At 37.6% G+C, this 22,826-nt stretch carries 25 protein-coding genes and 1 pseudogene; 21 read left to right on the top strand and 5 right to left on the bottom strand.

Annotation, left to right across the window (positions count from 1 at the left end; genetic code table 11):
• Positions 1–173: 173 nt before the first annotated feature.
• Positions 174–683, top strand: coding sequence for a DDE-type integrase/transposase/recombinase (locus ACDX78_RS17305; RefSeq protein WP_486029413.1), 510 nt, complete (start codon positions 174–176; stop codon positions 681–683).
• Between the two features lie 60 nt (positions 684–743).
• On the opposite strand, the gene ACDX78_RS17300 is transcribed toward ACDX78_RS17305, so the two are convergent.
• Together ACDX78_RS17300 and ACDX78_RS17295 are read right to left on the bottom strand one after the other, a co-directional pair.
• Positions 744–1,055 carry a hypothetical protein gene (locus tag ACDX78_RS17300; RefSeq protein ID WP_486029412.1) on the bottom strand — a complete coding sequence of 104 codons (312 nt, stop codon included), beginning with the start codon at positions 1,053–1,055 and terminating at the stop codon, positions 744–746.
• Positions 1,056–1,373: 318 nt separating this feature from the next.
• The gene (locus ACDX78_RS17295; protein WP_486029411.1) at positions 1,374–1,889 is read right to left on the bottom strand and encodes a hypothetical protein; all 516 of its coding nucleotides are present in this window, start codon (positions 1,887–1,889) and stop codon (positions 1,374–1,376) included.
• Between the two features lie 175 nt (positions 1,890–2,064).
• Between ACDX78_RS17295 and ACDX78_RS17290 the strand changes: the two genes are divergently transcribed.
• Complete coding sequence (locus ACDX78_RS17290) at positions 2,065–2,709, top strand: TetR/AcrR family transcriptional regulator C-terminal domain-containing protein (protein WP_486029410.1); 645 nt, start codon at positions 2,065–2,067, stop codon at positions 2,707–2,709.
• A 172-nt stretch (positions 2,710–2,881) separates the two neighbouring features.
• Here ACDX78_RS17290 and ACDX78_RS17285 read toward each other — a convergent pair whose 3' ends face one another.
• Positions 2,882–3,442: a nitroreductase family protein gene (locus ACDX78_RS17285; RefSeq protein WP_486029409.1), complete on the bottom strand. Its 561-nt coding sequence runs from the start codon at positions 3,440–3,442 to the stop codon at positions 2,882–2,884.
• 283 nt (positions 3,443–3,725) lie between these two features.
• Between ACDX78_RS17285 and ACDX78_RS17280 the strand changes: the two genes are divergently transcribed.
• From ACDX78_RS17280 to ACDX78_RS17270, 3 genes are all read left to right on the top strand, one after another.
• Positions 3,726–4,763, top strand: a complete 1,038-nt coding sequence (locus tag ACDX78_RS17280) for a PTS sugar transporter subunit IIC (protein ID WP_486029408.1) — start codon at positions 3,726–3,728, stop codon at positions 4,761–4,763.
• A gap of 225 nt (positions 4,764–4,988) precedes the next feature.
• A complete protein-coding gene (locus ACDX78_RS17275; protein WP_486029407.1) occupies positions 4,989–5,441 on the top strand; it encodes a DUF2269 family protein in 453 nt (150 codons plus the stop codon).
• 140 nt (positions 5,442–5,581) lie between these two features.
• Positions 5,582–5,713: a hypothetical protein gene (locus ACDX78_RS17270; protein ID WP_486029406.1), complete on the top strand. Its 132-nt coding sequence runs from the start codon at positions 5,582–5,584 to the stop codon at positions 5,711–5,713.
• Between the two features lie 107 nt (positions 5,714–5,820).
• On the opposite strand, the gene ACDX78_RS17265 is transcribed toward ACDX78_RS17270, so the two are convergent.
• Both ACDX78_RS17265 and pepT read right to left on the bottom strand, forming a co-directional pair.
• Positions 5,821–6,867 carry a D-alanyl-D-alanine carboxypeptidase family protein gene (locus tag ACDX78_RS17265; RefSeq protein WP_486029405.1) on the bottom strand — a complete coding sequence of 349 codons (1,047 nt, stop codon included), beginning with the start codon at positions 6,865–6,867 and terminating at the stop codon, positions 5,821–5,823.
• 226 nt (positions 6,868–7,093) lie between these two features.
• Positions 7,094–8,326: a peptidase T gene (gene pepT / locus ACDX78_RS17260; protein ID WP_486029404.1), complete on the bottom strand. Its 1,233-nt coding sequence runs from the start codon at positions 8,324–8,326 to the stop codon at positions 7,094–7,096.
• A 61-nt stretch (positions 8,327–8,387) separates the two neighbouring features.
• On the opposite strand from pepT, the gene ACDX78_RS17255 reads away from it, so the two are divergent.
• From ACDX78_RS17255 to ACDX78_RS17180, 16 genes and pseudogenes are all read left to right on the top strand, one after another.
• Entirely contained in the window at positions 8,388–8,906 is a 519-nt protein-coding gene (locus ACDX78_RS17255; RefSeq protein WP_486029403.1) for a GNAT family N-acetyltransferase, read from the top strand.
• A gap of 1 nt (position 8,907) precedes the next feature.
• Positions 8,908–9,750, top strand: a complete 843-nt coding sequence (locus ACDX78_RS17250; protein WP_486029402.1) for a sulfurtransferase — start codon at positions 8,908–8,910, stop codon at positions 9,748–9,750.
• Between the two features lies 1 nt (position 9,751).
• Complete coding sequence (locus tag ACDX78_RS17245) at positions 9,752–10,312, top strand: DNA-3-methyladenine glycosylase I (RefSeq protein ID WP_486029401.1); 561 nt, start codon at positions 9,752–9,754, stop codon at positions 10,310–10,312.
• A 36-nt stretch (positions 10,313–10,348) separates the two neighbouring features.
• Entirely contained in the window at positions 10,349–11,296 is a 948-nt protein-coding gene (locus ACDX78_RS17240) for a hypothetical protein (RefSeq protein WP_486029400.1), read from the top strand.
• Positions 11,297–11,483: 187 nt separating this feature from the next.
• Entirely contained in the window at positions 11,484–12,872 is a 1,389-nt protein-coding gene (locus tag ACDX78_RS17235; RefSeq protein WP_486029399.1) for an RNA-guided endonuclease InsQ/TnpB family protein, read from the top strand.
• Between the two features lie 356 nt (positions 12,873–13,228).
• Positions 13,229–14,149 carry a sensor histidine kinase gene (locus ACDX78_RS17230; protein WP_486029398.1) on the top strand — a complete coding sequence of 307 codons (921 nt, stop codon included), beginning with the start codon at positions 13,229–13,231 and terminating at the stop codon, positions 14,147–14,149.
• A complete protein-coding gene (locus ACDX78_RS17225) occupies positions 14,139–14,837 on the top strand; it encodes a response regulator transcription factor (RefSeq protein ID WP_486029397.1) in 699 nt (232 codons plus the stop codon). The genes ACDX78_RS17230 and ACDX78_RS17225 overlap by 11 nt, the downstream gene beginning before the upstream one ends.
• 78 nt (positions 14,838–14,915) lie before the next feature.
• Positions 14,916–15,842 (top strand): ABC transporter ATP-binding protein, encoded by a 927-nt coding sequence (locus ACDX78_RS17220; RefSeq protein ID WP_486029396.1) that lies wholly within the window; start codon positions 14,916–14,918, stop codon positions 15,840–15,842.
• On the top strand, positions 15,835–16,602 hold the full coding sequence (locus ACDX78_RS17215; RefSeq protein WP_486029395.1) for a hypothetical protein: 768 nt from the start codon (positions 15,835–15,837) through the stop codon (positions 16,600–16,602). Before ACDX78_RS17220 ends, ACDX78_RS17215 begins: the two co-directional genes overlap by 8 nt.
• A gap of 122 nt (positions 16,603–16,724) precedes the next feature.
• A pseudogene (locus ACDX78_RS17210) lies at positions 16,725–17,260 on the top strand (DUF3267 domain-containing protein).
• An 86-nt stretch (positions 17,261–17,346) separates the two neighbouring features.
• Complete coding sequence (locus ACDX78_RS17205; protein WP_486029394.1) at positions 17,347–18,600, top strand: MFS transporter; 1,254 nt, start codon at positions 17,347–17,349, stop codon at positions 18,598–18,600.
• A 27-nt stretch (positions 18,601–18,627) separates the two neighbouring features.
• Positions 18,628–18,966 (top strand): DnaJ family domain-containing protein, encoded by a 339-nt coding sequence (locus ACDX78_RS17200; RefSeq protein WP_486029393.1) that lies wholly within the window; start codon positions 18,628–18,630, stop codon positions 18,964–18,966.
• Between the two features lie 558 nt (positions 18,967–19,524).
• A complete protein-coding gene (locus ACDX78_RS17195) occupies positions 19,525–20,136 on the top strand; it encodes an MOSC domain-containing protein (RefSeq protein WP_486029392.1) in 612 nt (203 codons plus the stop codon).
• Positions 20,137–20,337: 201 nt separating this feature from the next.
• A complete protein-coding gene (locus tag ACDX78_RS17190; protein ID WP_486029391.1) occupies positions 20,338–20,853 on the top strand; it encodes an AAA family ATPase in 516 nt (171 codons plus the stop codon).
• A 102-nt stretch (positions 20,854–20,955) separates the two neighbouring features.
• Entirely contained in the window at positions 20,956–21,945 is a 990-nt protein-coding gene (locus ACDX78_RS17185; protein WP_486029390.1) for a zinc-dependent alcohol dehydrogenase family protein, read from the top strand.
• A gap of 45 nt (positions 21,946–21,990) precedes the next feature.
• On the top strand, positions 21,991–22,776 hold the full coding sequence (locus tag ACDX78_RS17180; RefSeq protein WP_486029389.1) for a DJ-1/PfpI family protein: 786 nt from the start codon (positions 21,991–21,993) through the stop codon (positions 22,774–22,776).
• The last annotated feature ends 50 nt before the right edge of the window (positions 22,777–22,826 follow it).

Raw genomic sequence — 22,826 nt, 5'->3', positions numbered from 1 at the left:
ATCCATATCCAATGTTTCCATCTAAATACTCGACGACAAGCTTCATTTTAAATTCTTCACTATATTTTGCCACAAAAAACACCCCTGAAAGTTAGATTTATTACTCTAACTTTCGGGGGTCGGCACCTTATCAACAGTTTTTATTAGCAGGTGATCTTTCCAAAGAATGTAATGTGGAGGTTGACCTCATAAATTTAAGAGAAATTGATACTGTGTTTGCCGCACAAATTTTTTCTTATGCACTTAGTGAATCGTTAGAAGTGGATTTTGTTTTAGAAATAATCGAACAATTAATTGAACATCATGCGATTCCTAAAAAACAGAAAACCCTGATCCATTCCGACCAGGGCGTACACTATACCAGTATGCAATTTCAATCGCTACTGAATGATAAAGAATTACGGCAATCCATGTCCCGTCGTGGGAATTGTTGGGACAATGCACCGCAAGAATCTTTCTTTGGTCACATGAAAGATGATTTAGGGAATCTTGGCTACATACTTACTTTTTCGGATCTTTCTATCAAAATCGATGACTATATGGGTTACTACAACAACGAATGGTATCAATGGAATCTCGCAAAGTTATCCCTCAATCAATATGCGGCATTCCTTAAAACGGGAGTGTATCCTCTGGCTCATCTTGTGAAGACGCCAGATCTTCCTGTAGTTGTTCCACTATAGGGTAACTTCTTGTTGGAATCGTGCTGCATGTTTTTCATGTAGTTTATCCCATTTTCCTGGTCAAAAGACTTCCCCCTCGTAAAAATCAGGGTCTATTCGAGCTTTCACATATAGATCATATTCTAATTCGATGGATGGATGCTTTAATATCCATTTTAATTGATCGATAAGGTATGATTCGGATAACATTTGATCAGCAACTTTTCGATAGGCTAGAAAGTATTCCCATTGTTCCTTTTCTGTGAGAGATTCAAAATATCTTACCATCCAATTGGGGTAGATTCGTAACGCATGTTCATCTTGAAAAACAGACAACTCTAATGCTTCCAAACTTGATAAATAATGTCTCTTCATATTTTTAGTGGATGACAAAAGCACACGCTCTTAGTTTTGAGCGTGTGCTTGGACTTGTCACCGCTCCTCCTATGAAGCAAGCATAAGAGGTACAAGCAAAAAAGTTAGTAGTTTTTTTCAAAGTGTCCTTGACATGGGGTCCACTGTATTTGATGATAAGAGAGTTTAACAGCTTTTTTTAGTATGAATTTAAAAGATGTTCAGATTTCTTCTTAACTAAAAATATTCTGTTACAGCCTCTTCAATAATTCTGTCTGCCAGGGTGAAAACGGGCAGGCTATTCAAAAGAAACTGTCCATATAAATATCAGCGGACAACTGTGACATAGCCTCCAGACTAACTTACATCAATTTTAGATGATTGAATATGCACTTTTGATTTAGTTCGATGGTTCAAAGTCATCCAAGCCAGCACATAGGATGCTGCAATAGCTGTCGTTCTTCCAATGCTAAAAAGCACCCATCTATCAGCACGGTCTTGAATCTCTTGAGTCCAAGGTGCTGTAGTGGACGTAGCACGAAAATACTCTAATTCCGGTATGAAATACATAAATGTAGGAACTCTTAGAAGGATATACAATCCAATCAGTAATAACATAAGATTTCTTCTTTTTTTATCTTTCCAGCAAAGAATCAATGCAGTAATAATCACAACTTGCACAATCATATGCAGGGGCATCCAAAAGCTATCGAGCGGAAGTGCATATGCTCCTTGTAAAATCCCAAAAGATTCAGGAGGATATGCACTCCACTGCGATGCTACTACGATCCATTCATAAAATGCTCCGCCCAATTCAAAACCCAAAAGCGTAATTAACACGATTAAAGTACCTTTCATCCAACTTTGTTTCATTTTAAAACCTCCACTTTTATAATTTAACGGTGTTCAATTATGGACAAAAAATAACTCCCATTAATAATTTAACACTGTTCAATATTAATGATATAACAGCGTCAGCGATTTTGCAAGCATTAATTTAACGACGTTCAATAAAGTGTGATATACTTTCCTCAAGGAGGTAAAGCAAATGGTCAAAAAACGTAACTTATCCATACAAAAAATCATTGACATGTCCATTTCTTTAATCAACGAAAAAGGCTTGGAGGCTCTTACCATGCGTAAGCTGGCCACAAAACTAAATGTACAGGCATCAGCAGTATACTGGCATGTAAAGAATAAAGAGGAATTGCTCCAGTTATTATCAATCAAAATTTCCGAAAAAATCAGTTATCCAAATGAAGAGTTGGACTGGAAATTGAAACTGATACATCTGGCTAAACAAAGCAGGGACGCCATGAATTCCATTCGAAATGGACCTGAAATTATGATGCGTACGATTCCCACGGATCCTTATCGGTTGGGTCTAATTGAATATATGATAAAGGTTCTCACAGAGGAAGGGTTTACACCGCTTAGGTCATTGGAAATTACGAACCTGCTGAACAATTATACTATACTATTTACAATAGATGAGTTCATCCGAATTGAACAACAGAATAACCCATCCACAGATGAGTATATTCAAGCGTTCTGGTCAAACCTGTCTGAAAAATATCCATACTTTAACGAAGCAATTAAAAGCGAAGTTGAAAACCAGAAGGAAGATGAGGTTTTTCAATCTGGGCTAATAGCAATTCTCGATGGATATGAACTGCAAAAGATAGCTGATTAATTTTAAGTGGAGGAGAGTATAACTGTTGTTATTTTTTATATGACTCTCAATGGTTTTAGAAAAACACCTTTATTAATAAAAATTATGTAAACTGAATTATCTTCTAAAGGGACTGCTTAAAATCTGTGTTGTTACAGCTTATTAAACAGTCCTTAGCCAGGCTCAAGAAAATTTATGCTTGATAAGTCGAGAATTTCTCATTCACAGAGATCCGTTCTTTTTCAAGTGGGACTTCATCAAAATAGCCCATATGAATAAACCCGACAATTTTTTCGTTTTCTTTCGCATTCAAAATTTCTTTTACCTTTGGATCATAAATATGCGGATTTGTTTTCCAGACCATCCCTAATTGCTGTTCCCATGCCAGCAGCCATAAATTTTGGATCATTGCTGCCACTGCACCGTAATTCTCTTCCCATGCCTTTTGAATCTCAGGCTCTTCCATTATGATTACCAGGATGGCATTCGGTTCGTTAAGATAGTCTTCCCGATTTTTTTGTTTGAATTCCGGATAGGTTGCAGCTACTTTTTTGGCAAAATCAGGTTTTTGTTCAGAATCGATAAAAACAAAACGCCAAGGCTGTCTTAAACCATGGGTAGGTGCCCAAATAGCATCATTTAATAATTGCAGCACCGTTTCTTCTGTCACCTTTTTATTATTATAGCCTTTTTTAACAGCCCGCCGCTCGCGGATTAATTTGGCTAGTTCCGTTTGTTTTTTTGTTTCTATCATAATGTTCTCCTCCAGTTGGCAGACATGTAAATGATAATAGTTTTCAATTAAATTGTAAGCTATATCACTGCAAAAATCAAATTACTGTTACATATAGCATTGCCGCGTAATATTAACCTGTTAACTAATTAAAATGGAAACACTTTATCATAAATTATTAAAAATACTAGACATGTGAAATAATTAACGCAATAATAGTAGGGAGAAAATAAATTTACGGAAAAAAACATTGCAGTATTTGTGAATTAAATCACAAAAGAAGCGATTAACAAGGAGAAATAATATGCTTTCATTTTTGAAAAGAAAAGGGGTTTCTCTGTCCATCAGGGAATATGTCATCACTGCGCTTAGTTTCATGGCATTAGGTTTGTTTTCATCTTTAATTATTGGGCTAATCATTGAAACGGCCGGGGAACAAATTTTTATTCACTTTGCCCCGGGTTTAGCAAATGCCCTCATGGAAATGGGCAGCTTTGCCATGGAAAATAAAATCATGGGCGGAGCGATAGGGGTTGCGATTGCTTACGGTTTGAAGGCACCTCCCATGGTATTGTTTTCAGCCCTGTTTGCAGGTGCTTTCGGCGCGGAGCTGGGAGGCCCGGCAGGGAGTTATATTACGGCACTCCTGGCAACAGAATTTGGGAAAATCGTTTATAAAGAAACGCGGATAGATATTATAGTCACTCCGCTCACAACAATTGTAGTCGGCTTCGTTACAGGAAGTTTTATCGGTCCGCCAATTCAAGGTTTCATGACGGGATTTGGTGAAATTATTAACTGGTCGACGGAGCAGCAACCTTTTATTATGGGAATTCTCGTAGCTGTTCTCATGGGCTGGGCGTTAACTGCGCCAATCTCTTCAGCGGCTATTGCGATCATGTTATCCATGGATGGGCTTGCAGCTGGCGCGGCCACGGTCGGATGTGCTGCACAAATGATTGGGTTTGCCGCATCAAGCTATCGCGACAATGGGGTTGGAGGGTTTATGGCACTCGGACTTGGTACTTCCATGCTACAAGTGGCAAACGTTATTAAAAAGCCGCTTATTATCGTACCGCCAACGATTGCAGGCATTATCATGGCTCCGGTAGCAACTGTTTGGCTGGGACTTACAAATAATGCTGCAGGTGCTGGTATGGGAACAAGCGGGTTTGTTGGCCAGATTATGACGTTTGAATCAATGGGTTTTTCTTGGGGGCTGTTATGGATTGTGCTTTTACTGCATTTCATTCTTCCGGCGATTATTAGCCTGTTCGTCTCCGAATATTTTTGGAAAAAAGGGTGGATTAAGCATGGGGATATGAAAATCACCTATGAGTAAGCACAATTGCAGACTTAGAACAGAATCCTTTCTATTACGTGATTTGTCACAGAATTGACGTATACTTAATGTACGATATTTGCATGAGATCTAAAGAAACCTGGTAAATGAATTGTTGATTTTTTGTTATAAATATAAATGGGTTTGTGAGCATTGTCACAGTTTCTTCCGGCAACTTATATATAGTGATTTTAGACAGCATATTTTTAGTTGGAGGAAAAAGAAATGACCTTTTATGAACTGCTTGTACTGATTCATATTTTTTCAGCAATTTTGGGATTGGGACCCGGGTTTTTCATGATTTATATTGTTAAAAAAGCCCGGACGATGACTGAGCTGAGACATGCCTATTTTATACGATACAGGCTCCATATTTTTGTGATGATCGGTGGTACCTTGCTATTGATTACAGGTTTATGGATGGGCTTTCTCAATACGAGTCTATTTACCCAAGGCTGGTATGTTGTCAGTCTGTTACTATTTTTAACTGGTCTGGCATTTGGTCCCATCGTTCTATCCCCCCGCTCAAAACCTGTTAAAAAGCTGCTGAAGGAGCACGAAGGAGAGGACATCCCTGATGAGTACTACCAGTTTTCCAGTAGATTATTCTTTTATGAGCGGATCGAAAACGGTATCTTTCTGGTTGTGATTGCTTTAATGATTGTAAAGCCCTTTTAACAAACTGTAGCCATTTATCCCCTTTCAAAATCTGTGATTTAGTGGGGGTGAATGGCTCTTTTTATTTTCCTAAATTGCAATATTAAATGCAATATTTTGTGTGAAACCACTATAAAAGGTTTTGAAAGGTGGAATCGTTGTTGCTGAACTATAAATTCGAGATTTATCCATTAAAAGAAGGAAATATTGGAAAAATGGCTATCGATATGTCGTCATTAAAAACATGGTTAAGAACCGTCATCTTGCTAAATCAATTCATGAGGCAAGACTGAATTAATAGGGTGCTTAGATGTAGAGGATCAGCAGCAATACAAAAAATCAGCATCACCTCAAAAGGGTGTGCTGATTTTTTTCATAGAACAAGGAAATAAACACAGAATCAGGCTTCACCTAAATATTCCTCAAGGGTAATTTCCTGTGACATAATTTCCTTTGCAGCTTTTTCGCCGACATACCGCAAATGCCATGGCTCATACTGATACTGGGTGACATCCACTTTTTCTTCCGGATAGCGAATAATAAAACCGAACGCGGCCGCATGCTCTTTTATCCATTTACCTTCATCTGTTTCAGCGAATTCTACCGTTAAACCAAAATCAACATCTGGACTTGTCACATCCATGGTGAGCCCGGTTTGATGTTCACTTTCTCCGGGGCGGGCACTAAAGTTATTTGCTTCTTCTTCACCATGTTGGCTAGCGTTGGAAGCAAAAATAGCATCCTGTCGATCGTAGGAACGGTAGCCTGACTGTGCATATAATTGAAGTCCGGCTTCTTCCGCCGCCTGAAACAGATCTTCGAGGGGCTCTTTGGCAATTTCACGCATTTGTTTTTTAGGGTCATCTTCTTCAAATGAGAAACGGATATCGGGAATGACCAAATCCTCCGGGCTATAATCATCGGGCAGCGCAAAATCTTTATTCACAAGTGCCAGCTGTTCGTATGGATTTGCTAAAACTACAGATCCATGCGAAGTAGTTGCTTCCTCAGCTTGAACGGGCAGGCCCTCACCAGGCTGAAATGTACCTTCCTCGTCCTGTATTAGTTCATCTAACACGAGACTTGTATTTTCTTCATAGATACCTGTAATCATTAATTCATCAAATTGCAGCTGTAAATCTGTAATTGCCCAAGTGGTGGCGTCCTCATACACCCCATTTGTTTCTAAATCATAACCTATTTTATTCAGCACCCGCTGCAATGTCTCTACGTCATTGCCTTCATCTCGCTTCTGCAATTGAACTTTTGGTGCTTCCATCAATATATCATCCTCTTCTTTATCTGCAGCTGAAGGATCTGCATCATGTTCAGCGGATTCATTCTCCTTATTTACAGGGGCTTCTTCTGTAACTTCAGGAGCATCCGTATTGCATGCAGTGAGAATAAAAAAGAGCATCCCAAAGATAGCAGTTAGCTTTATATTCATCAAAATTCTCTCCTATATTACCAAAAATATTAATCGTTATTATTTAAGTTGCCGGATGTTAATATATCATATTCACGGAAACAAGGGAATAGTCCGTCGTATGGAAAAAGCCCCCATTAGCAAAATAGCTTCTTGTCGATATTAAGGTGGATATTAAAGGAATAGGCATCAAATGCACCTATTCCTTTAATAAAATGTAACCATATAAACTCCAAGTCAAACCTGTTCAGTATTTAGCTTCAAATAATCTGCAGATCTCAATAATAACATTCGTTGCTTTTTCCATGTTGTCTACGGAAATATATTCAAATTTACCATGGAAATTTTCCCCGCCGGTAAAAATATTTGGCGTAGGGAGTCCTTTATAGGATAGCTGGGAGCCGTCCGTGCCACCGCGTACAGGTTTTACAACGGGTGTAATATCTTTGTTTTCCATTGCTTCATGGGCAATATTAACAATTTCTTGAACGGGTTCAATTTTTTCCCGCATATTGAAGTATTGATCAGTCATACTTAATTCAACGGCAGTTTCTCCGTATTTATTTTTCAGTTCATTTATAAACTGTTCAACGGTTTCTTTTCTTGTTTGAAATTCATTTTTATCAAAGTCACGAATAATATAATATACTTCAGTGTTTTCCACATCACCATTTATAGAAATAAGGTGATAAAAGCCTTCATATCCTTCCGTGTGTTCCGGTGCTTCTTTCTCCGGGAATTTTTGAATGAACTCAGCACCCATTTTCCCGGCATTGACCATTTTGTTTTTTGCTGTGCCTGGATGCACATTGTTTCCTTTAAACTTAATACGTGCAGCAGCTGCGTTAAAGCTTTCATACTGCAGCTCGCCCAGCGGCCCGCCGTCCACGGTGTAAGCATAATCAGCAGCAAATTTTTCCACATCAAATTTATGTGGTCCTCGTCCTATTTCCTCATCCGGGGTAAAAGCTACACGGATTTTTCCATGTTTTATTTCCGGGTGGTTAATTAAATAATCCATGGCTGTCATGATTTCTGCGATGCCTGCTTTATTATCTGCACCAAGTAAAGTAGTTCCATCAGTTGTAATTAATGTATGTCCTTTATAAGCCGGTAATTCCGGAAAAGCTTTGGTGGATAAGACAATATCCAAGTCATTGTTAAGTGTAATATCCTCTCCATCATAGTTTTCCACGATTTGCGGATTTACATTTTTTCCGGTGAAATCAGTTGCTGTATCGATGTGGGCAAGAAAGCCAATCACCGGGATATCTTTATCCGTATTTGCCGGAAGGGTTGCCATGACATAGCCGTGTTCATTAACCGTAACTTCTTCCATACCAATTTCTTTTAATTCAGTTACCAAAAGCTTTGCCAGTTCCATTTGCCCAGGTGTTGATGGGGTGGATTCATTTTTTTCATCGGATTGTGTATCCATTTTTGCATAAGTGGTGAAACGCTCGATTATTTTTTCTTTCAATTATTTCATCTCCTAATAAATTGTATCTGATATAATTATATATTAACAAAGGTGATTTAGCATGAGAGGTGTACTGAAAATGATCAGACAGGCGCACATGGAGGATGCAAGGGGTCTGGCAGCATTGATTCGGCAGGTGGAAAGTGAAAGTCCATTTATGTTATACGAAGCGGGGGAAAGGGAATTAACCGAAGAAGCGCAGCGTAAGATGATGGAGAGATTCTCGAGGCAAAAAAATGCCACGATTTTCGTGGCAGAGGAAAATGAAACACTTGCCGGTTATCTGATTGCCATCGGGGGAACAGCCAGGAAAAATAAACATAGCGCATATATTGTAGTAGGGATCTTACAAGAACATCAGGGAAAAGGCATTGGAACTGCATTATTTCAAGAACTGGAAAATTGGGCTATGCAAAGTGGACTGCATCGGTTAGAATTGACAGTAATTACAGAAAATTTAGCGGGGACAGCGTTATATGAGAAAGCAGGCTTTCAAAAAGAAGGTGTTAAAAAGGACTCCTTATACATGGATGGGAAGTATGTGGATGAGTATTGTATGAGCAAAATTTTGGAGGGATAGCATGTCATATTTGATTAATGTCAACCGTTTGAAAAACAGAATGGAAAATACGCAAAATAATACAGTCATTGTGGATGTCAGGTTCCAGCTTGATGACCCTGATGCAGGCAGGAAATTATACTTAAAAGACCATCTGCCCGGTGCAGTTTACATGGATTTGAATAAGGATCTGTCCGGTAAACCGGAAAAACATGGAGGGAATCACCCATTGCCTGACATGAAGATGTTTACGGCAAAACTTGGACAAATCGGAATTGATAATGATACAGCGGTCATTATTTACGATCAATCCAATAATATGTTTGCTGCCAGAATGTGGTGGCTGTTGTATTATCTCGGTCATGAAAAGGTGTATGTGCTGGATGGCGGATATGAACAATGGGTGATGGACGGGAATGAAGTTACAGATGAAATACCCCGGCTGGAAGCAAAAAGTTACCACCCCTCTATCCGTACAGATGAGAAAGTGGACATACAAGAAGTGCAGGAAAAACTTGAAAATCAATCCGCACGCCTGATTGATTCGCGTTCCAGAGAACGTTATTTAGGGAATATTGAACCGCTTTACGGGAAAGCAGGCCATATTCCCGGGGCGAAACACTTTTTTTGGAAGGATGTACTTAACGATAAAGGTAAGTGGAAAAAACCTGAAGAACTTCAAAGCCATTTTAAAACTTTTGATAAGGACGAAGAAATTATTGTTTCCTGTGGTTCCGGCATATCAGCCTGTCCGAACGTACTTGCACTGAAACTGGCGGGCTATGATAATGTAAAACTGTATCCGGGAAGCTTCAGTGACTGGATTTCTTATGAAGAAAATGAAGTGGAAACAAAGGAAGAGTAGAATGAAAAAAACACGATGTGCCTGGGTGACAGATGAACAGATCTATATTGATTACCACGATTATGAATGGGGGAGGCCAACCTATGATGATCGTGCGCTTTTTGAAATGATTTGTCTGGAAGGCGCCCAGGCCGGTTTAAGCTGGATTACTATTTTGAAAAGAAGAGAGAATTACCGTGAAGCATTTGATAGTTTTGATATTGATACTGTCAGTCAATATGATGAAAATAAATTGCAGGATCTAATGGAAAACAAAGGGATTATCCGCAACAAATTGAAAATTAAATCGGTGGTAAAAAATGCCCAGGCTGTTCAGCGTATTCAGGAAAGGTATGGTAGTTTTCAAACGTTTATATGGGCATACGTGGGTGGAAAACCGGTCAAAATGCATCGTCAATCGCAGGAAGAGATCCCGGCATTTACAAAGGAGTCGGAGCAGATGAGCAAGGATTTGAAGAAACTCGGATTTTCGTTTGTTGGACCAACTATTTGTTATGCGTTCATGCAGGCAACAGGCATGGTGAATGATCATACGAAGGGTTGTTATTTATATGATGAGTAAATGAAATCTGCAGCAAGGGGAAGGAATGGTTCGAAGTTGAAAGAAACATTGGAGCCCATTAACCATTTGACAAGGCATGGAGTAGAGATCCGCATTGATCACCGCTTTATTACTTTGGGAGCAGCACTTACTGTATTATCAGAACCAGTATCACATGAACACGAATTGGTTAAAGAAACCAGACAACGTCTGTTTGCATTGCGAGAGGATCCGTCTGTCAAATGGTTAGCAGAAATGGATCAGAAATATATCATTTTGGGCTTGGGTATGCAGACGGCACAATTGGATGATCCACCGAATTTTAAAGTTAATGACCCAGAAACGATCCCAGACTTTATTCGTGAGCAATTTTCGAATCCTCCCGGGAAAGACATGTCTAAACACTTGTCATCATTCTGGCAAAAAAGTGACCTGAATACATTAATAAAAAATCAAAAGACCCAATGGCGTAATGTTGTGGACGATATTGCAGCAATTATAGAAAAAATTGATCTTATTGCATTTCAGAAGAATTTTTTCGGTGAATTCCCTTACCAGCCAGTAATTATTCCGTTAGCCAATCTTGCTCCTTCAAGAATTGATGGAATGGGAACAGCTAATGATAAAGAAACGTATGCCATTTGTTTACTGGCCGGGAAAAGATCTTATAAAGAGTATAGAACATGGGAAATACTTGAACTTATGCAACACGAGGCAAGTCATCCAATCGTTGATAAGATTTGGCGTTTGAACCCGCAAATACCAATAAAGTGTGGAGACTTTATTGAAGGAAAGTATCCGCTAAAAGAACGATTTAAACAAATTTACAGAGATGTGAATTCACGATTTGTAGAATCCCTCATTCAAGCTTCATCATGGTTTTTTATTCGAGAAATAAGAGGAGAAGAAGAAGCAGAAGAATTTCTGCAAGAGGTAATGCAGCGTACTGGCGATTCTATCAACCCCAGTCGAGAGTACCCCATCCTCAAGGAACCATGTGAGTAGGGTGGGGGTGAATCGACTTCGGATCAGGGTTGGTTTATGCCAATTCAAATGATCCGACTTCCCGATCAAGAACGTCTGTGCTATAATAAAAAGAACATATATTCTTTGTGGGAGGTGAAGTCTCATCAAAAAGAATCAAACGTTTTATTATAAAACGGACCAAATCTGGATCAAGCCGGGTCATCGCATGCACCCATACTTGAACCAAATGTGCCAAAATGCAAAAAATATGTATAATGCAGTAAATTTTTATATCAGACAGGTTTTTACGGGATTAAAAGGTGAAAACACACTGCATCCGTTACAACAAGAAGTTTTGGAAACCATCCGTCAAAACTTAGAGCCAATGAACGAAAAACAGCAACAAGCTTATCAGCGCAGGTTGGAAAAAGAAAGTAAAAAGCCTGTTGAAAAGCAAAAAGAAGTCACATGCAACCTATTTGAAGCACCAACAAAAGAAAAACCATATCTTCATTATAACTTTCTAAACAGCTTATTTCATGTAATTAAACAACCAGATTATCTTTCCCTACCAATACAGAGCAGTCAATGGGTAATGAAAGCCGTTTTTCAAAATTGGAAAAGTTTTTATGCCAGTTTAAGAGATTACAAAGATCACCCGGTAAAGTACAACGCCAGACCTCGCATCCCAGGCTACTCCCGCACCTCAGAGAAAGATATTATTTTCACCAACCAGGACTGCTGCATCAAAGAACAGAAATATTTAAAGTTCCCGAAGACAAAACTAAAACTTAATATTGGCAAATTGGGAATGGCAGAAGGAAAATTAATGCAAGTGCGCATCATTCCCAAGTATGGTCACTATGTGGTGGAATTAGTAAGAAAAGTAGAATATGACGCGATAGAACCAACGGATAGCAATAGATGTATGGCACTGGATTTGGGCATAAATAACCTTGTTTCCGGTGTGACAAATACGGGTACATCTCCCTTTATAATAAAAGGCGGAAATGTAAAATCCATCAATCAATATTACAACAAACAAAAAGCGCATTTATTGGGGGTTCTTCGTCATGGGAAGACATCAAATGAAGGACCTTTCACGTCAAAGGGGTTGGAACGGCTTCATCAGGTTAGGCACCGAAAGCTAAAGGACATCTTTCATAAAGCCAGCCATAAAATTGTGAATCTTGCCTTGGAAGAAAAGGTAGACACAATTATTATCGGAAAAAACGAAGGCTGGAAGCAAAAAATAAATATTGGCAAAACGAGTAATCAATCATTTGTCAGCATTCCGCATGCCATGCTGATCAACATGATTACATACAAGGCGGAAAAATGCGGGATTCGTGTCATCACGATAGAAGAATCGTACACATCAAAAGCGAGTTTTATAGATGGGGATGATATTCCTGTATATAATAACACAAAGAGTATTCCTGTGTTCACTGGAAAACGAGTGAAACGTGGGCTTTATCGTACTTGTAAAGGATCACTGTTAAATGCCGATATTAACGGAGCGGCGAACATATTTAGAAAATTTGTGGGCAAGTCACCAAAAAAGCAAGCGTTGACTGCAGACTCCGTAAATGTTTGGCAACCCAGAATTATTTAAAAGAAGTACCAAAGGCGAGACCGATGGTATAGAGGGGCTGGGTGTAAATAGTTCACCAATGTGACAGCTCCACTGACGTTAAGCGGGAATGTGTCGATACGTTAGAAACCCCCACTTCAAATTTTTGAATAGAAAATTAAGTGGTGGGAATATTCATGAAGGTATATATTAATGCACTGAAGCCTTGGTGGGAAAAACGGAGATTAGGAAAAGCTCCAGGCTTGGATCATTTTTTTCATTTGCTGCCTGAGTGGTTCCAGAATGTTCAATAAAAACACATTGTTTCTATTGCCTTCTTTATAAAAATCCTGGTTAAACATAGACAAATTCTTAGGGGTCAGAAAGGTTGTAAAGATATGGTTGTCCTAGTGGTCACGTTGTCCCTTTTGCTGATCATCGTAACGAGTTATTTGCTATATTACAAAAGTCAGATTAAAGAGATTGGAAATCAGCTTGCTTTTATATCAAAACATCATTCTTTTAAATTTATTCAATCGCAAATTAAGCCAAAAGAAATCTCTCATTTAATCGATGTTTGTAACAGACTTTTACATAATCAAAGAGAGTTGAAACAGCAATTTATTCATAAAAATGAAGAGATCAATACAACTATTGTCAGCCTTTCCCATGACATCAGAACCCCGCTTACATCACTTGATGGATACCTGCAGCTTGCCGAACGTATAGAAGATACCCGGGAAAGGAATCATTACATTAAACAGGCACAGTCCAGAATGGATCAGATTAACGGACTTGTAGATGAGTTGTTTCTCTATACGAGATTAGAAAACAAAGACTATGTATTGGACCTCGAATCTATTGATATTGCCAATGCATTGAAGAAAAGTCTGCTGGGATTTTTTAATGACTTTTCACAAAGTGGTGTCGAACCCAACATAGACTTGCCTGAATCACCTGTTTATATTTCTGGGAATAGCAGTGCGATAGACAGAGTATTTGAGAATATTATAAAAAACTATTTTTTTCATGGAGAAGGAGAATTGAACATTTGGTATGAAGAAAGAAAGCATGAGGTGAGATTGCATTTTCAAAACGCATTGAAGGAAGGAAAATCGATTGACCTTCATCACATATTTACGCGTTTTTACAAGGAGGATGTTTCGCGCACCGGCCATTCATCCGGCTTGGGGCTTTATATTGTCAAATCGTTAATGGAGAGGATGCAGGGTGATGTGACAGCAGATATGGAACGAAGTCAATTCTGTCTCCGTTTAGTTTTTAACAAAAATGACAGGGAGAAGCACCATGGAGGATAATATAAAACAGCAGCCACATATATTAATTATTGAAGATGACGAGCATATCAACGATGTCATTTATAATGCACTTCTGCAAGAGAACATCATGTGCACACAAGCATTTTCCGGGACCGAAGGAAAGATGCATATGGAGAGTGGTGAATATCATCTGATTATACTGGATTTGATGCTGCCAGGTCTATCCGGAGAATCGTTTATTCATGAATTGAGAACGGAATTAAATTCGGATATCCCCGTGATTGTACTATCAGCCAAGGACAAACTAGATCATAAATTAAGCTTGTTTGCTATGGGCGCAGATGATTATGTCACCAAACCATTTGAAATCGAGGAACTGCTTGCCAGAATCAATGTGCATGTGAAAAGAAAAGTAATAAACCAATCCGTTAGCGCGTACAAACATAAGAATCTGACCCTGAATGAAGATACACATAGCATTGAGGTGAATGGCACTGCATTAAATTTAACAAGGCAGGAGTATAAGATTGTCGAACTGCTCGTAAAAAATAAATCCCGCGTGTTTACGAAACAGGACTTGTATGAACTCGCATGGGAGGAACATTATATCGGTGAAGATAAAACCATTACCGTACATATGAGCAACATTCGCAACAAAATCAAGCAGCATGACGAAGAATCGTATATCGATACAGTTTGGGGGATTGGCTTCAGGTTAAGCCCTTGACGTTCTTTGAACTATCTTAACCTTTTCTTATCTATATTTTTGCACCTTTATTGTTTACTTTTAGTAGGAGGTGATGAGATGTCAGATGCAGTGATTGAACTGAAGGAGCTTAGCAAACAGTTCAAAGCAAACAAAGCAGTGCATAAGGCGTCTTTCAAAATAAGAAGAGGCGAGATATTTGGCTTAATTGGGCAAAATGGAGCAGGAAAGTCAACGTTGCTTAAGATGATCGGCGGGTTAGTCTATCCAACTTCAGGAGAAATTCGTTTTTTTAATCAAGATTCAGGAGAAAGCCAGCTGTATTATGAACGGATGGGATTGCTTATTGAAGATGTGGGGGTGTTTCCAGGTTATACCGCATACGAGAACCTGGAACTGCTGGCGATTTTTTATGGAATGAAAAAACGTGATAAGCAAATTAACAAATTATTGGATCTTGTCGGGTTAGAGAGTGAAAACAAAACAAAAGTGAAAGATTTTTCCATGGGAATGAAACAAAGACTCGGTATTGCTATCGCCTTACTTGGCAGTCCGGATGTGTTGATTCTGGATGAACCAATTAACGGTTTAGATCCTCAAGGCATTAAAGAGATCAGGGAATTAATTCTGAAGCTGAAAAAGCAGGGGTTAACGATCATCCTTTCCAGCCATATTCTGGAGGAATTATCAAAAGTAGCGACCCGGTATGCCATTATTCATCACGGCAAAATTATGGAGGCGATTTCTAAAGAGGAGCTGCTGCTCAAATGCGAAGAACGGATTGAAATTGAAGTCGACGACGCAAAAGATGTTGTTCCTATCCTGGAGAGATCGCTAAACATCCAGGATTATAAAGTGCCCAATCAGCAGAAGGTGTATGTTTATGATACACATGTGGAAAACCACCAGATCATCAAACAGCTTAGCGCTGAAGGTATAGCCATTCATTCGATTAACAAACATAAACAAAGCTTGGAGCAATACTTTCTGGAGCGTACGGGAAGGGCAGGTGAGACGAATGATTAACCTGTTCAAAATGGATTTCCGCCGCTTTATCAGAAATAAAATGATGTATGTATTGCTGCTTATCTTTTGTGCTTTTCAAATATTTGAGACTTTCATGATGAGTGTGTATGAAGAACCGATGGCAGAAGGCGGTATACAGGCCAGTGCCATGAATGCAAGCGAATATATCCAACTTGTGTTGTCGCAGCCTCCGTCATGGATGTTGTTGTATATTACGGTTTTTACAGTTTACTTTTATATAAGTGAGCAAAATGCTGGATTTTATAAGAATTATATTACGATGAAAAATGCACGCGTCTATTCCGTATTGTCCAAGATATTGATTCAGGCAGTATTTACGCTGTTTATGTTTGTGACATTATTGGCTTCCGATTTCATCGGCCGTTCGCTATTTTTTGAAAACAGTATCATCGGTGATCCAGGGTTTTTTGTGAAACTGCTTTTAGGCCAATTTTTACTGCAGTGGTCTTATTCTGTCTTAATTTTATGCGTCTCTATTATCACAAAAAGCATGTTGGTCAGTATATCCATAGGGATTGTTTTTGTGCTGAATGTGATTGGAATGATTGTGAGCAGTCTGGAAACGCTGATATTCGATAATACGTACGTTTCTGACTATCTGTTGGTAAATACGATCACGCAAATAAGGGACTTTGTTAATTGGAATGAAGTGATTCATGTCGGAAGCGTCGGGGTGGTTTCCTTCATAATATTTACGGCAATTGCCATTAATTATAAACGGAAAGAGGATTTGAAATAGCTGGAAAAAGAAAATTACATGCGTAAAGACATAATTAAATGAAAAGGTCGAATGATTGTGTTGCATTCACAAGGTTTTTTCACCAGTAAGGATAAACGTGAAAATTGGTCAGGGGTGAACAAATGGAAGCAAAGAATAAGACAGTTGTGGCCATTTCTATGGTTAAAGTGAATATATTGGTTTTAATCGCAGCTATCGGAATAACGGTCGGTGTGTCCGTTATACACGTTCTCTTATTTGGGAGTGCAGAATTAACGTTCACCCTTTCCGGTTTTTTGCTGTTTTTGGCTGCCATGATTGTTTTTGTTTGTATTCATGAAGTGATTCACTTGATTGGTTTTCGCTTTGTTGGCGGTGTGCCGAAACAAGAGCTGGCTTGGGGTTTTAATTGGAAAATGGGTGTCGCATACGCCCATGCGAAAAAGCGATAACGGTGCAGCAAATGAAAAAAGTATTATTGCTCCCATTTATCCCAACTGGGCTGTTGCCACTCTTAATTGGCATATCGATAAATTATTTTCCCCTCTCGATTTTGGGTGTCATATTGACGGTCGGCTGTTTTGGTGATTTTATTTTATATCAAAAAATAATAAAATTCCCCAATCATGCACTTGTCCAGGATCACCCATCAAAACCACAGTTTACAGTTTATGAATGAATTTATATGTTATAATTTTCAATAATATCCGTCTGTAATTAAACATCAAACATATTACACAGTGTCTATCGACAAGGGGACTTCGTATGATAAAAAACGTAAAAACCTGGAAAGATCCAGCGATATTATTGTTCTCAATAGGAATTTCAAGTATTGGTGATTTTGTTTACCTTGTTGCAATTAATATTATGGTCTACCAATTGACAGGTTCAGCTGCAGCTGTTGCTGGTCTTTGGATCATTGGTCCATTAACGAATATTGTAACAAAGATTTGGACTGGAAGTTTCATAGATTACCGAAGCAAGAGAAAAGTTATGATCGCCACGTACATCATTAGAGCAGTTTTTATTTGCTTTATCCCCTTCGCCCCAAATATGGCAGTAATATACGGGATATTGATGGTGCTAAGTGTGGCGAAGGCTTTTTTCAATCCATCTTCCATGACGTATGTTACCATGCTTGTACCACAGGAAAAAAGAAAGCGGTTTAACGCCATACGTTCATTTGCAAGTTCCGGTGCATTTATCATCGGCCCGGCTATCGGAGGGGCTCTTATATTAGCAACTTCAATAGAAGCAACTCTATGGATGAATGGATTATTTTTTGTCATCTCAGCAATTTTATTATTATTTCTTCCGGAAAAAGAGAACATTGATAAAGAAACGATTCCGGCATTGACCTTTTCCCAAGTGATCCGTGATTTTACAGTGGTCCGTAAATTCATGTTAAACAATAAATATGTATCTTTTATTTATTTTGGTTTTATGGTAGTAATGATTTTTGCTTATGCGATGGATGCCCAGGAAGTAGTTTTTACACAGCAGGTTATCGGACTTTCTGAAATGGAGTTTAGCTTGCTGATAAGTATCACTGGAATTGGTTCTCTTACAGGTGCTGTTTTACTGTCATTTTTTGCAAATTATTTCTCGCTTAGATATATGATTATCATTGGTATCATCATGATGACGATAGGTTATGTGATCTATGCGTTTTCATGGTCTTTTGCCTCAATTGTTGTTGGGTTTGTCATCTTGGGCTTCTTTAATGTGTTTTTAAATGCAGGCATGATGACTTTTTACCAAAATAATATCCCTGTGGAGATCATGGGGAGAGTGACAAGCATTTACCAGTTAGTCGAAAGTGCCATTCAAGTATTATTTATCCTGGCAATTGGTATTTTGGCGGATATTATTTCACTCAGAATCACGATTGTTACTTTAGCACTTGTCATGCTGCTTTCGTCTTTTGTTTTTTCTTTTTCAGTATGGAAGCCAAATAAAAAGTCCTTTTACCGGGAAAACGACAATGAAAGCGAAAAAATAAGTGTAGAAGGTAAGTAAATAAGCATGGAAATGAGGAGAGAGCATATGGATAAGAAGCATAATGATTTAATTGGTGACATTTTAGATGCGTCTGGTGAGAAGGACAACTTTAATAACGAAGGCAAAGGAAAACCACTCCCGAAAAGCTACATGAAAAAAGACATACTCCAAAACTTCCAGGAGATAGCGAAAGATGCCGGATATTTACCTCCTTGGTTAAGCTTACAAACGGAAATATCCTTATTGGTTCATTCAGCTGAAGATGAAAAAGATGTGAAATTGATCAATAAAAAAATTAAAAAATATAATACAATGTGTCCGCCGTCCATGCAAAAACTGCAAATAACGTTAAGTAAACTGGAAGCAGCTAAGAAAATTTGGTGATTGGAAATCATAACGGGTCCGTTACCTATTGCAATCATTTAAGATGTAAGTGAAAACGCCCAACAATTTGTATGTCAATTCATTTGTTGGGCGTTTTTGGTTGATATAAAATGAATTATTACCACATGTGCTTAAAAATATTATAGTAAATTGTAGTGTAGCATTTTGTAAGTGTAAAATGATTGATGTGTGTTTACATTTTGAATAGCAAATTCACATACAAATAGGTATTTAATTAGGGGCTTAATGATAAATAATTATATTTTAACTGATTGTATATTGTATTGAAAATATGCATGTTAAAATAAATAAAAGTAGAGTTTGTGAAATGTTGTACTTAAAGTAACGGGCAGGATTGTTGAATAATGATTTGTTTTTTTATGGTAATGTGTTTTGGTGGGAGGAGATGTGTCTTTAAGCAGAAAGTTTCATTTATTAATAAAAAATTTTAAATGATAAAATTAATAATCAAACAAATATAGAAAGTGGGTACATATTAAAGTGATAAATAGTGAAATTATAGAGTTAAAATTTTTTTCAACTGGATTACCCAAAAAAATGAAGTACGGAAAGGGTAAGGAAATAAATACAGGTATTCGTAAACAAACAATTGAAGAAGCTCTCTTAAAAAAAGAGGGATTTCTGGGAGACGGGGTAGGAGACTTAAAGAATCACGGCGGTTTCGACCGTGCTGTATGTGTATACCCGTATGAACACTATTTGCTTTGGGAAAAAGAATTTGGACATCCTTTACCACCTTCAACTTTCGGTGAAAACTTAACTGTAACGAATATGCTGGAAAAAGATGTTTGTGTTGGGGATATCTTTCTTCTTGGGGAAGCTGTTATACAGGTAACTCAAGGGAGAATCCCGTGTAGTACAATTACAAAGAAAACTAATAATCCTTCCTTTCTAAAGAGGATGATACAAACAGGTTTTACAGGTTATCTGTGTCGTGTTTTAAAAGAAGGCGTTGTTCGAAGAGATTCAAACATTACATTATTGGAATCACATCCTAAAAAAGTGTCCATTCTTTTTGGAAATGAGATTTACTTTCATAAGCAAAAGGATATTGAAGGGATAAAAAGAATGTTGGCTGTTGAAGAATTGGCTGACGAGTGGAAAGAGCAACTGGTAAGTCGGTTAAATAAACTTACTGCCATTCATTAAATTATTGCGTTACTTCCTTAAAAGTCTTATTTAGGTATAGAACCTTATAATTAAACAAATCATTCTTTAACTATCGGGTGCATGTGCATTAGTTGAACATCAAACTGGATTAGCAGCAACTATCTTTATTGAGGATCGTCTAATTAGTAAGATTTAATAAGTAATTCAAAGAGAACATCTGATAGTCAAAGGGTGAGGTGAATGTATGGAAAAAGGATTCCTAAAAGAATACATATTATAGGTTCGGTTGGAAGTGGAAAAACAACCTTGGCCAAGATGCTTTCTACTCATTTACACATACCTTTTTTTGAATTAGATAATGTCGTTTGGGAGAGGAGTGACACTGGAGATATTAGACGGACAGACGAGGAAAGAGACGAGTATTTGAGTACAATCGTTAAATCTGATAGCTGGATTGTTGAAGGAGTTCATCATAAATGGGTTACTTGCGCCTTTCAAAATGCTGACGTTATTATATTTTTAGATACTAACTTGTCAACGAGTAGACTTAGAATAATCAAGAGATTTTTCATGCAGAAAATAGGTTTAGAAAAAGCAAATTATAAACCAACTATAAAAATCTTAAAAGATCTGTACAGCTATAATACTGTTTTTGAGTATAAAAGTAAGCCAGAAATTTTTGATATGTTAATCCCCTATGATAACAAGCTGATTGTCTTGAATAGTAATGCTGAAATTATAAACTACTTCAAATAACGGGTCCGTTACAATACGGTGGTCTTTTTTTACTAACTGCCCTTTAGTTTAAGATAATATAATTAAAATAATCTATCTTTTTTTAAAAGGAGAAGTATGGTTTTGGATGCAAAATTTATTAAATTATATGAATTCGGCAGCCCTAAAGATGTATTAAAAGTTGAATATAAAAGCATTGAACCACCTAAAGAAAATGAAGTCCTTGTTCGAATGTTAGCACGTCCTATCAATCCTTCTGACTTAATACCGATTAGAGGGACATATTCTCATCGGATTTCATTACCAAATATTCCTGGTTATGAAGGAGTTGGAATTGTAGAAGATGTTGGTTCTTTAGTTTCCACTAATCTTATTGGTAAACGTGTTTTACCTTTACGTGGGGAAGGCACTTGGCAAGAATTTGTTAGGACATCAGCAGAATTTGTAGTTCCTATACCAGATTCTGTTGATGATTTCACGGCAGCACAGATGTATATCAATCCAATTACAGCGTGGGTGACTTGTACGGAAGTTTTAAAATTAAAGCAAAATGATATTTTATTAGTTAATGCGGGTGGTTCTTCTATTGGTCGCATTTTTGCTCAATTATCGAAGGTTTTAGGGTTTAAATTGATTGCAGTAACTAGAAATGATAAATATACAGAGGAATTACTTGATCTAGGTGCGTCTTATGTTATAGATACCTCTACTGTTCCACTCTATGAAACAGTTATGGAATTAACAAATGAAACTGGTGCGGATGCTGCTATTGACTCTATTGGAGGTTCATCTGGTAACGAATTAGCTTTTTGTGTACACCCTAACGGCAATCTTTTAACCATCGGTCTTTTATCGGGGATACAAGTAAACTGGGCAGATATTGTAAATAAAGCCAAAGTTAATGCTAATATGTTTCATTTACGGAATTGGAATAAAGATGTCTCCGTAACCAAATGGCAGGGAACCTTTAGTCGTTTGATAAGGCTAATAGTTGAGCGGAAATTACGGTTGATGATCGTAGACTCTACGTATGACTTGCTGAATATAAAAACAGCTATTAATGTTGTTGAATCTAAAGAGACCAAAGGGAAGGTGTTTTTAACAAGCTACTGAGTTAATTTTTTTCAATTAACTGGTGAAGAAGGAGAAGCACCTTTTTTGTTGATTTTATACAGTAGGGGCAGGATTGTTGAAGAAGGGATTTTTTATAGCAAAGTAACAGGGACTAAAGATATGGAGGAAAATATGAAAATAATTATCTATTTGTATAATGGAATAACTATGCTTGATGCTATCGGACCTTATGAGGTTTTAAGGAAAATGACTGATGCTGAAGTGTACTTTGTAGCTGAAAAAACAGGTGAAGTAAAGGCTGATTCTGGCTTTATAGATATTAATGTAAAATATAGTATCGATGATATGAAAAGTGCGGATATTTTAATAGTACCGGGTTCAACCATAGGGTTTATTAAAGAAATGAAAAACGAGAACGTATTGAAATGGATAAAGGAAGTAGATAAAACTACAAAATGGACTACATCTGTATGTACCGGTTCAATGTTGCTGGCTTCAGCAGGTTTACTCACTGGATTAAAAGCAACATCACATTGGAAGCCAATCAATCTATTAAGTGACTTCGGAGCTATTCCTACCAGGGAAAGAATAGTTGAACAAGGAAAATATTTAACTGCCGCAGGAGTATCCGCAGGTATAGATATGGCTTTATATTTATCGAATAAAATAGTTGGAGAAGATGAAACTAGAGCTATTCAACTCACGATAGAATACGACCCGCAACCAATGTTTAATTCTGGTAATTATTTTAATGCAGATGAAAAGATTATAAAAATAGCAGAGAATAAATTATCAAGAGATGCGAAAAAAGGGCTTGGATTACTGGGGATGATTAAAAACTCAAAAAATATTCTTAAAATGAGTAAATAGCTGTTTATCATCTTAAGTGATTTTAGGTACTAATTAATTAGTGGCACTCT

The sequence above is a fragment of the Virgibacillus oceani genome (assembly GCF_041521345.1).
GTDB lineage: Bacteria > Bacillota > Bacilli > Bacillales > Amphibacillaceae > Virgibacillus_N > Virgibacillus_N oceani_A.
The sequence above is the reverse complement of the archived record's forward strand: the minus strand, read 5'-3'. Positions and strand labels throughout refer to the sequence as shown.

What these genes read in the sequence shown, in the direction of transcription:
- ACDX78_RS17295 (WP_486029411.1), bottom strand. Translation starts at nt 1,889, where the DNA reads ATGAAACAAAGTTGGATGAAAGGTACTTTAATCGTGTTAATTACGCTT.
- ACDX78_RS17290 (WP_486029410.1), top strand. Translation starts at nt 2,065, where the DNA reads ATGGTCAAAAAACGTAACTTATCCATACAAAAAATCATTGACATGTCC.
- ACDX78_RS17285 (WP_486029409.1), bottom strand. Translation starts at nt 3,442, where the DNA reads ATGATAGAAACAAAAAAACAAACGGAACTAGCCAAATTAATCCGCGAG.
- ACDX78_RS17280 (WP_486029408.1), top strand. Translation starts at nt 3,726, where the DNA reads ATGCTTTCATTTTTGAAAAGAAAAGGGGTTTCTCTGTCCATCAGGGAA.
- ACDX78_RS17275 (WP_486029407.1), top strand. Translation starts at nt 4,989, where the DNA reads ATGACCTTTTATGAACTGCTTGTACTGATTCATATTTTTTCAGCAATT.
- ACDX78_RS17265 (WP_486029405.1), bottom strand. Translation starts at nt 6,867, where the DNA reads ATGAATATAAAGCTAACTGCTATCTTTGGGATGCTCTTTTTTATTCTC.
- ACDX78_RS17255 (WP_486029403.1), top strand. Translation starts at nt 8,388, where the DNA reads ATGAGAGGTGTACTGAAAATGATCAGACAGGCGCACATGGAGGATGCA.
- ACDX78_RS17250 (WP_486029402.1), top strand. Translation starts at nt 8,908, where the DNA reads ATGTCATATTTGATTAATGTCAACCGTTTGAAAAACAGAATGGAAAAT.
- ACDX78_RS17245 (WP_486029401.1), top strand. Translation starts at nt 9,752, where the DNA reads ATGAAAAAAACACGATGTGCCTGGGTGACAGATGAACAGATCTATATT.
- ACDX78_RS17235 (WP_486029399.1), top strand. Translation starts at nt 11,484, where the DNA reads ATGCACCCATACTTGAACCAAATGTGCCAAAATGCAAAAAATATGTAT.
- ACDX78_RS17230 (WP_486029398.1), top strand. Translation starts at nt 13,229, where the DNA reads ATGGTTGTCCTAGTGGTCACGTTGTCCCTTTTGCTGATCATCGTAACG.
- ACDX78_RS17225 (WP_486029397.1), top strand. Translation starts at nt 14,139, where the DNA reads ATGGAGGATAATATAAAACAGCAGCCACATATATTAATTATTGAAGAT.
- ACDX78_RS17220 (WP_486029396.1), top strand. Translation starts at nt 14,916, where the DNA reads ATGTCAGATGCAGTGATTGAACTGAAGGAGCTTAGCAAACAGTTCAAA.
- ACDX78_RS17215 (WP_486029395.1), top strand. Translation starts at nt 15,835, where the DNA reads ATGATTAACCTGTTCAAAATGGATTTCCGCCGCTTTATCAGAAATAAA.
- ACDX78_RS17205 (WP_486029394.1), top strand. Translation starts at nt 17,347, where the DNA reads ATGATAAAAAACGTAAAAACCTGGAAAGATCCAGCGATATTATTGTTC.
- ACDX78_RS17200 (WP_486029393.1), top strand. Translation starts at nt 18,628, where the DNA reads ATGGATAAGAAGCATAATGATTTAATTGGTGACATTTTAGATGCGTCT.
- ACDX78_RS17195 (WP_486029392.1), top strand. Translation starts at nt 19,525, where the DNA reads ATGAAGTACGGAAAGGGTAAGGAAATAAATACAGGTATTCGTAAACAA.
- ACDX78_RS17190 (WP_486029391.1), top strand. Translation starts at nt 20,338, where the DNA reads ATGTATGGAAAAAGGATTCCTAAAAGAATACATATTATAGGTTCGGTT.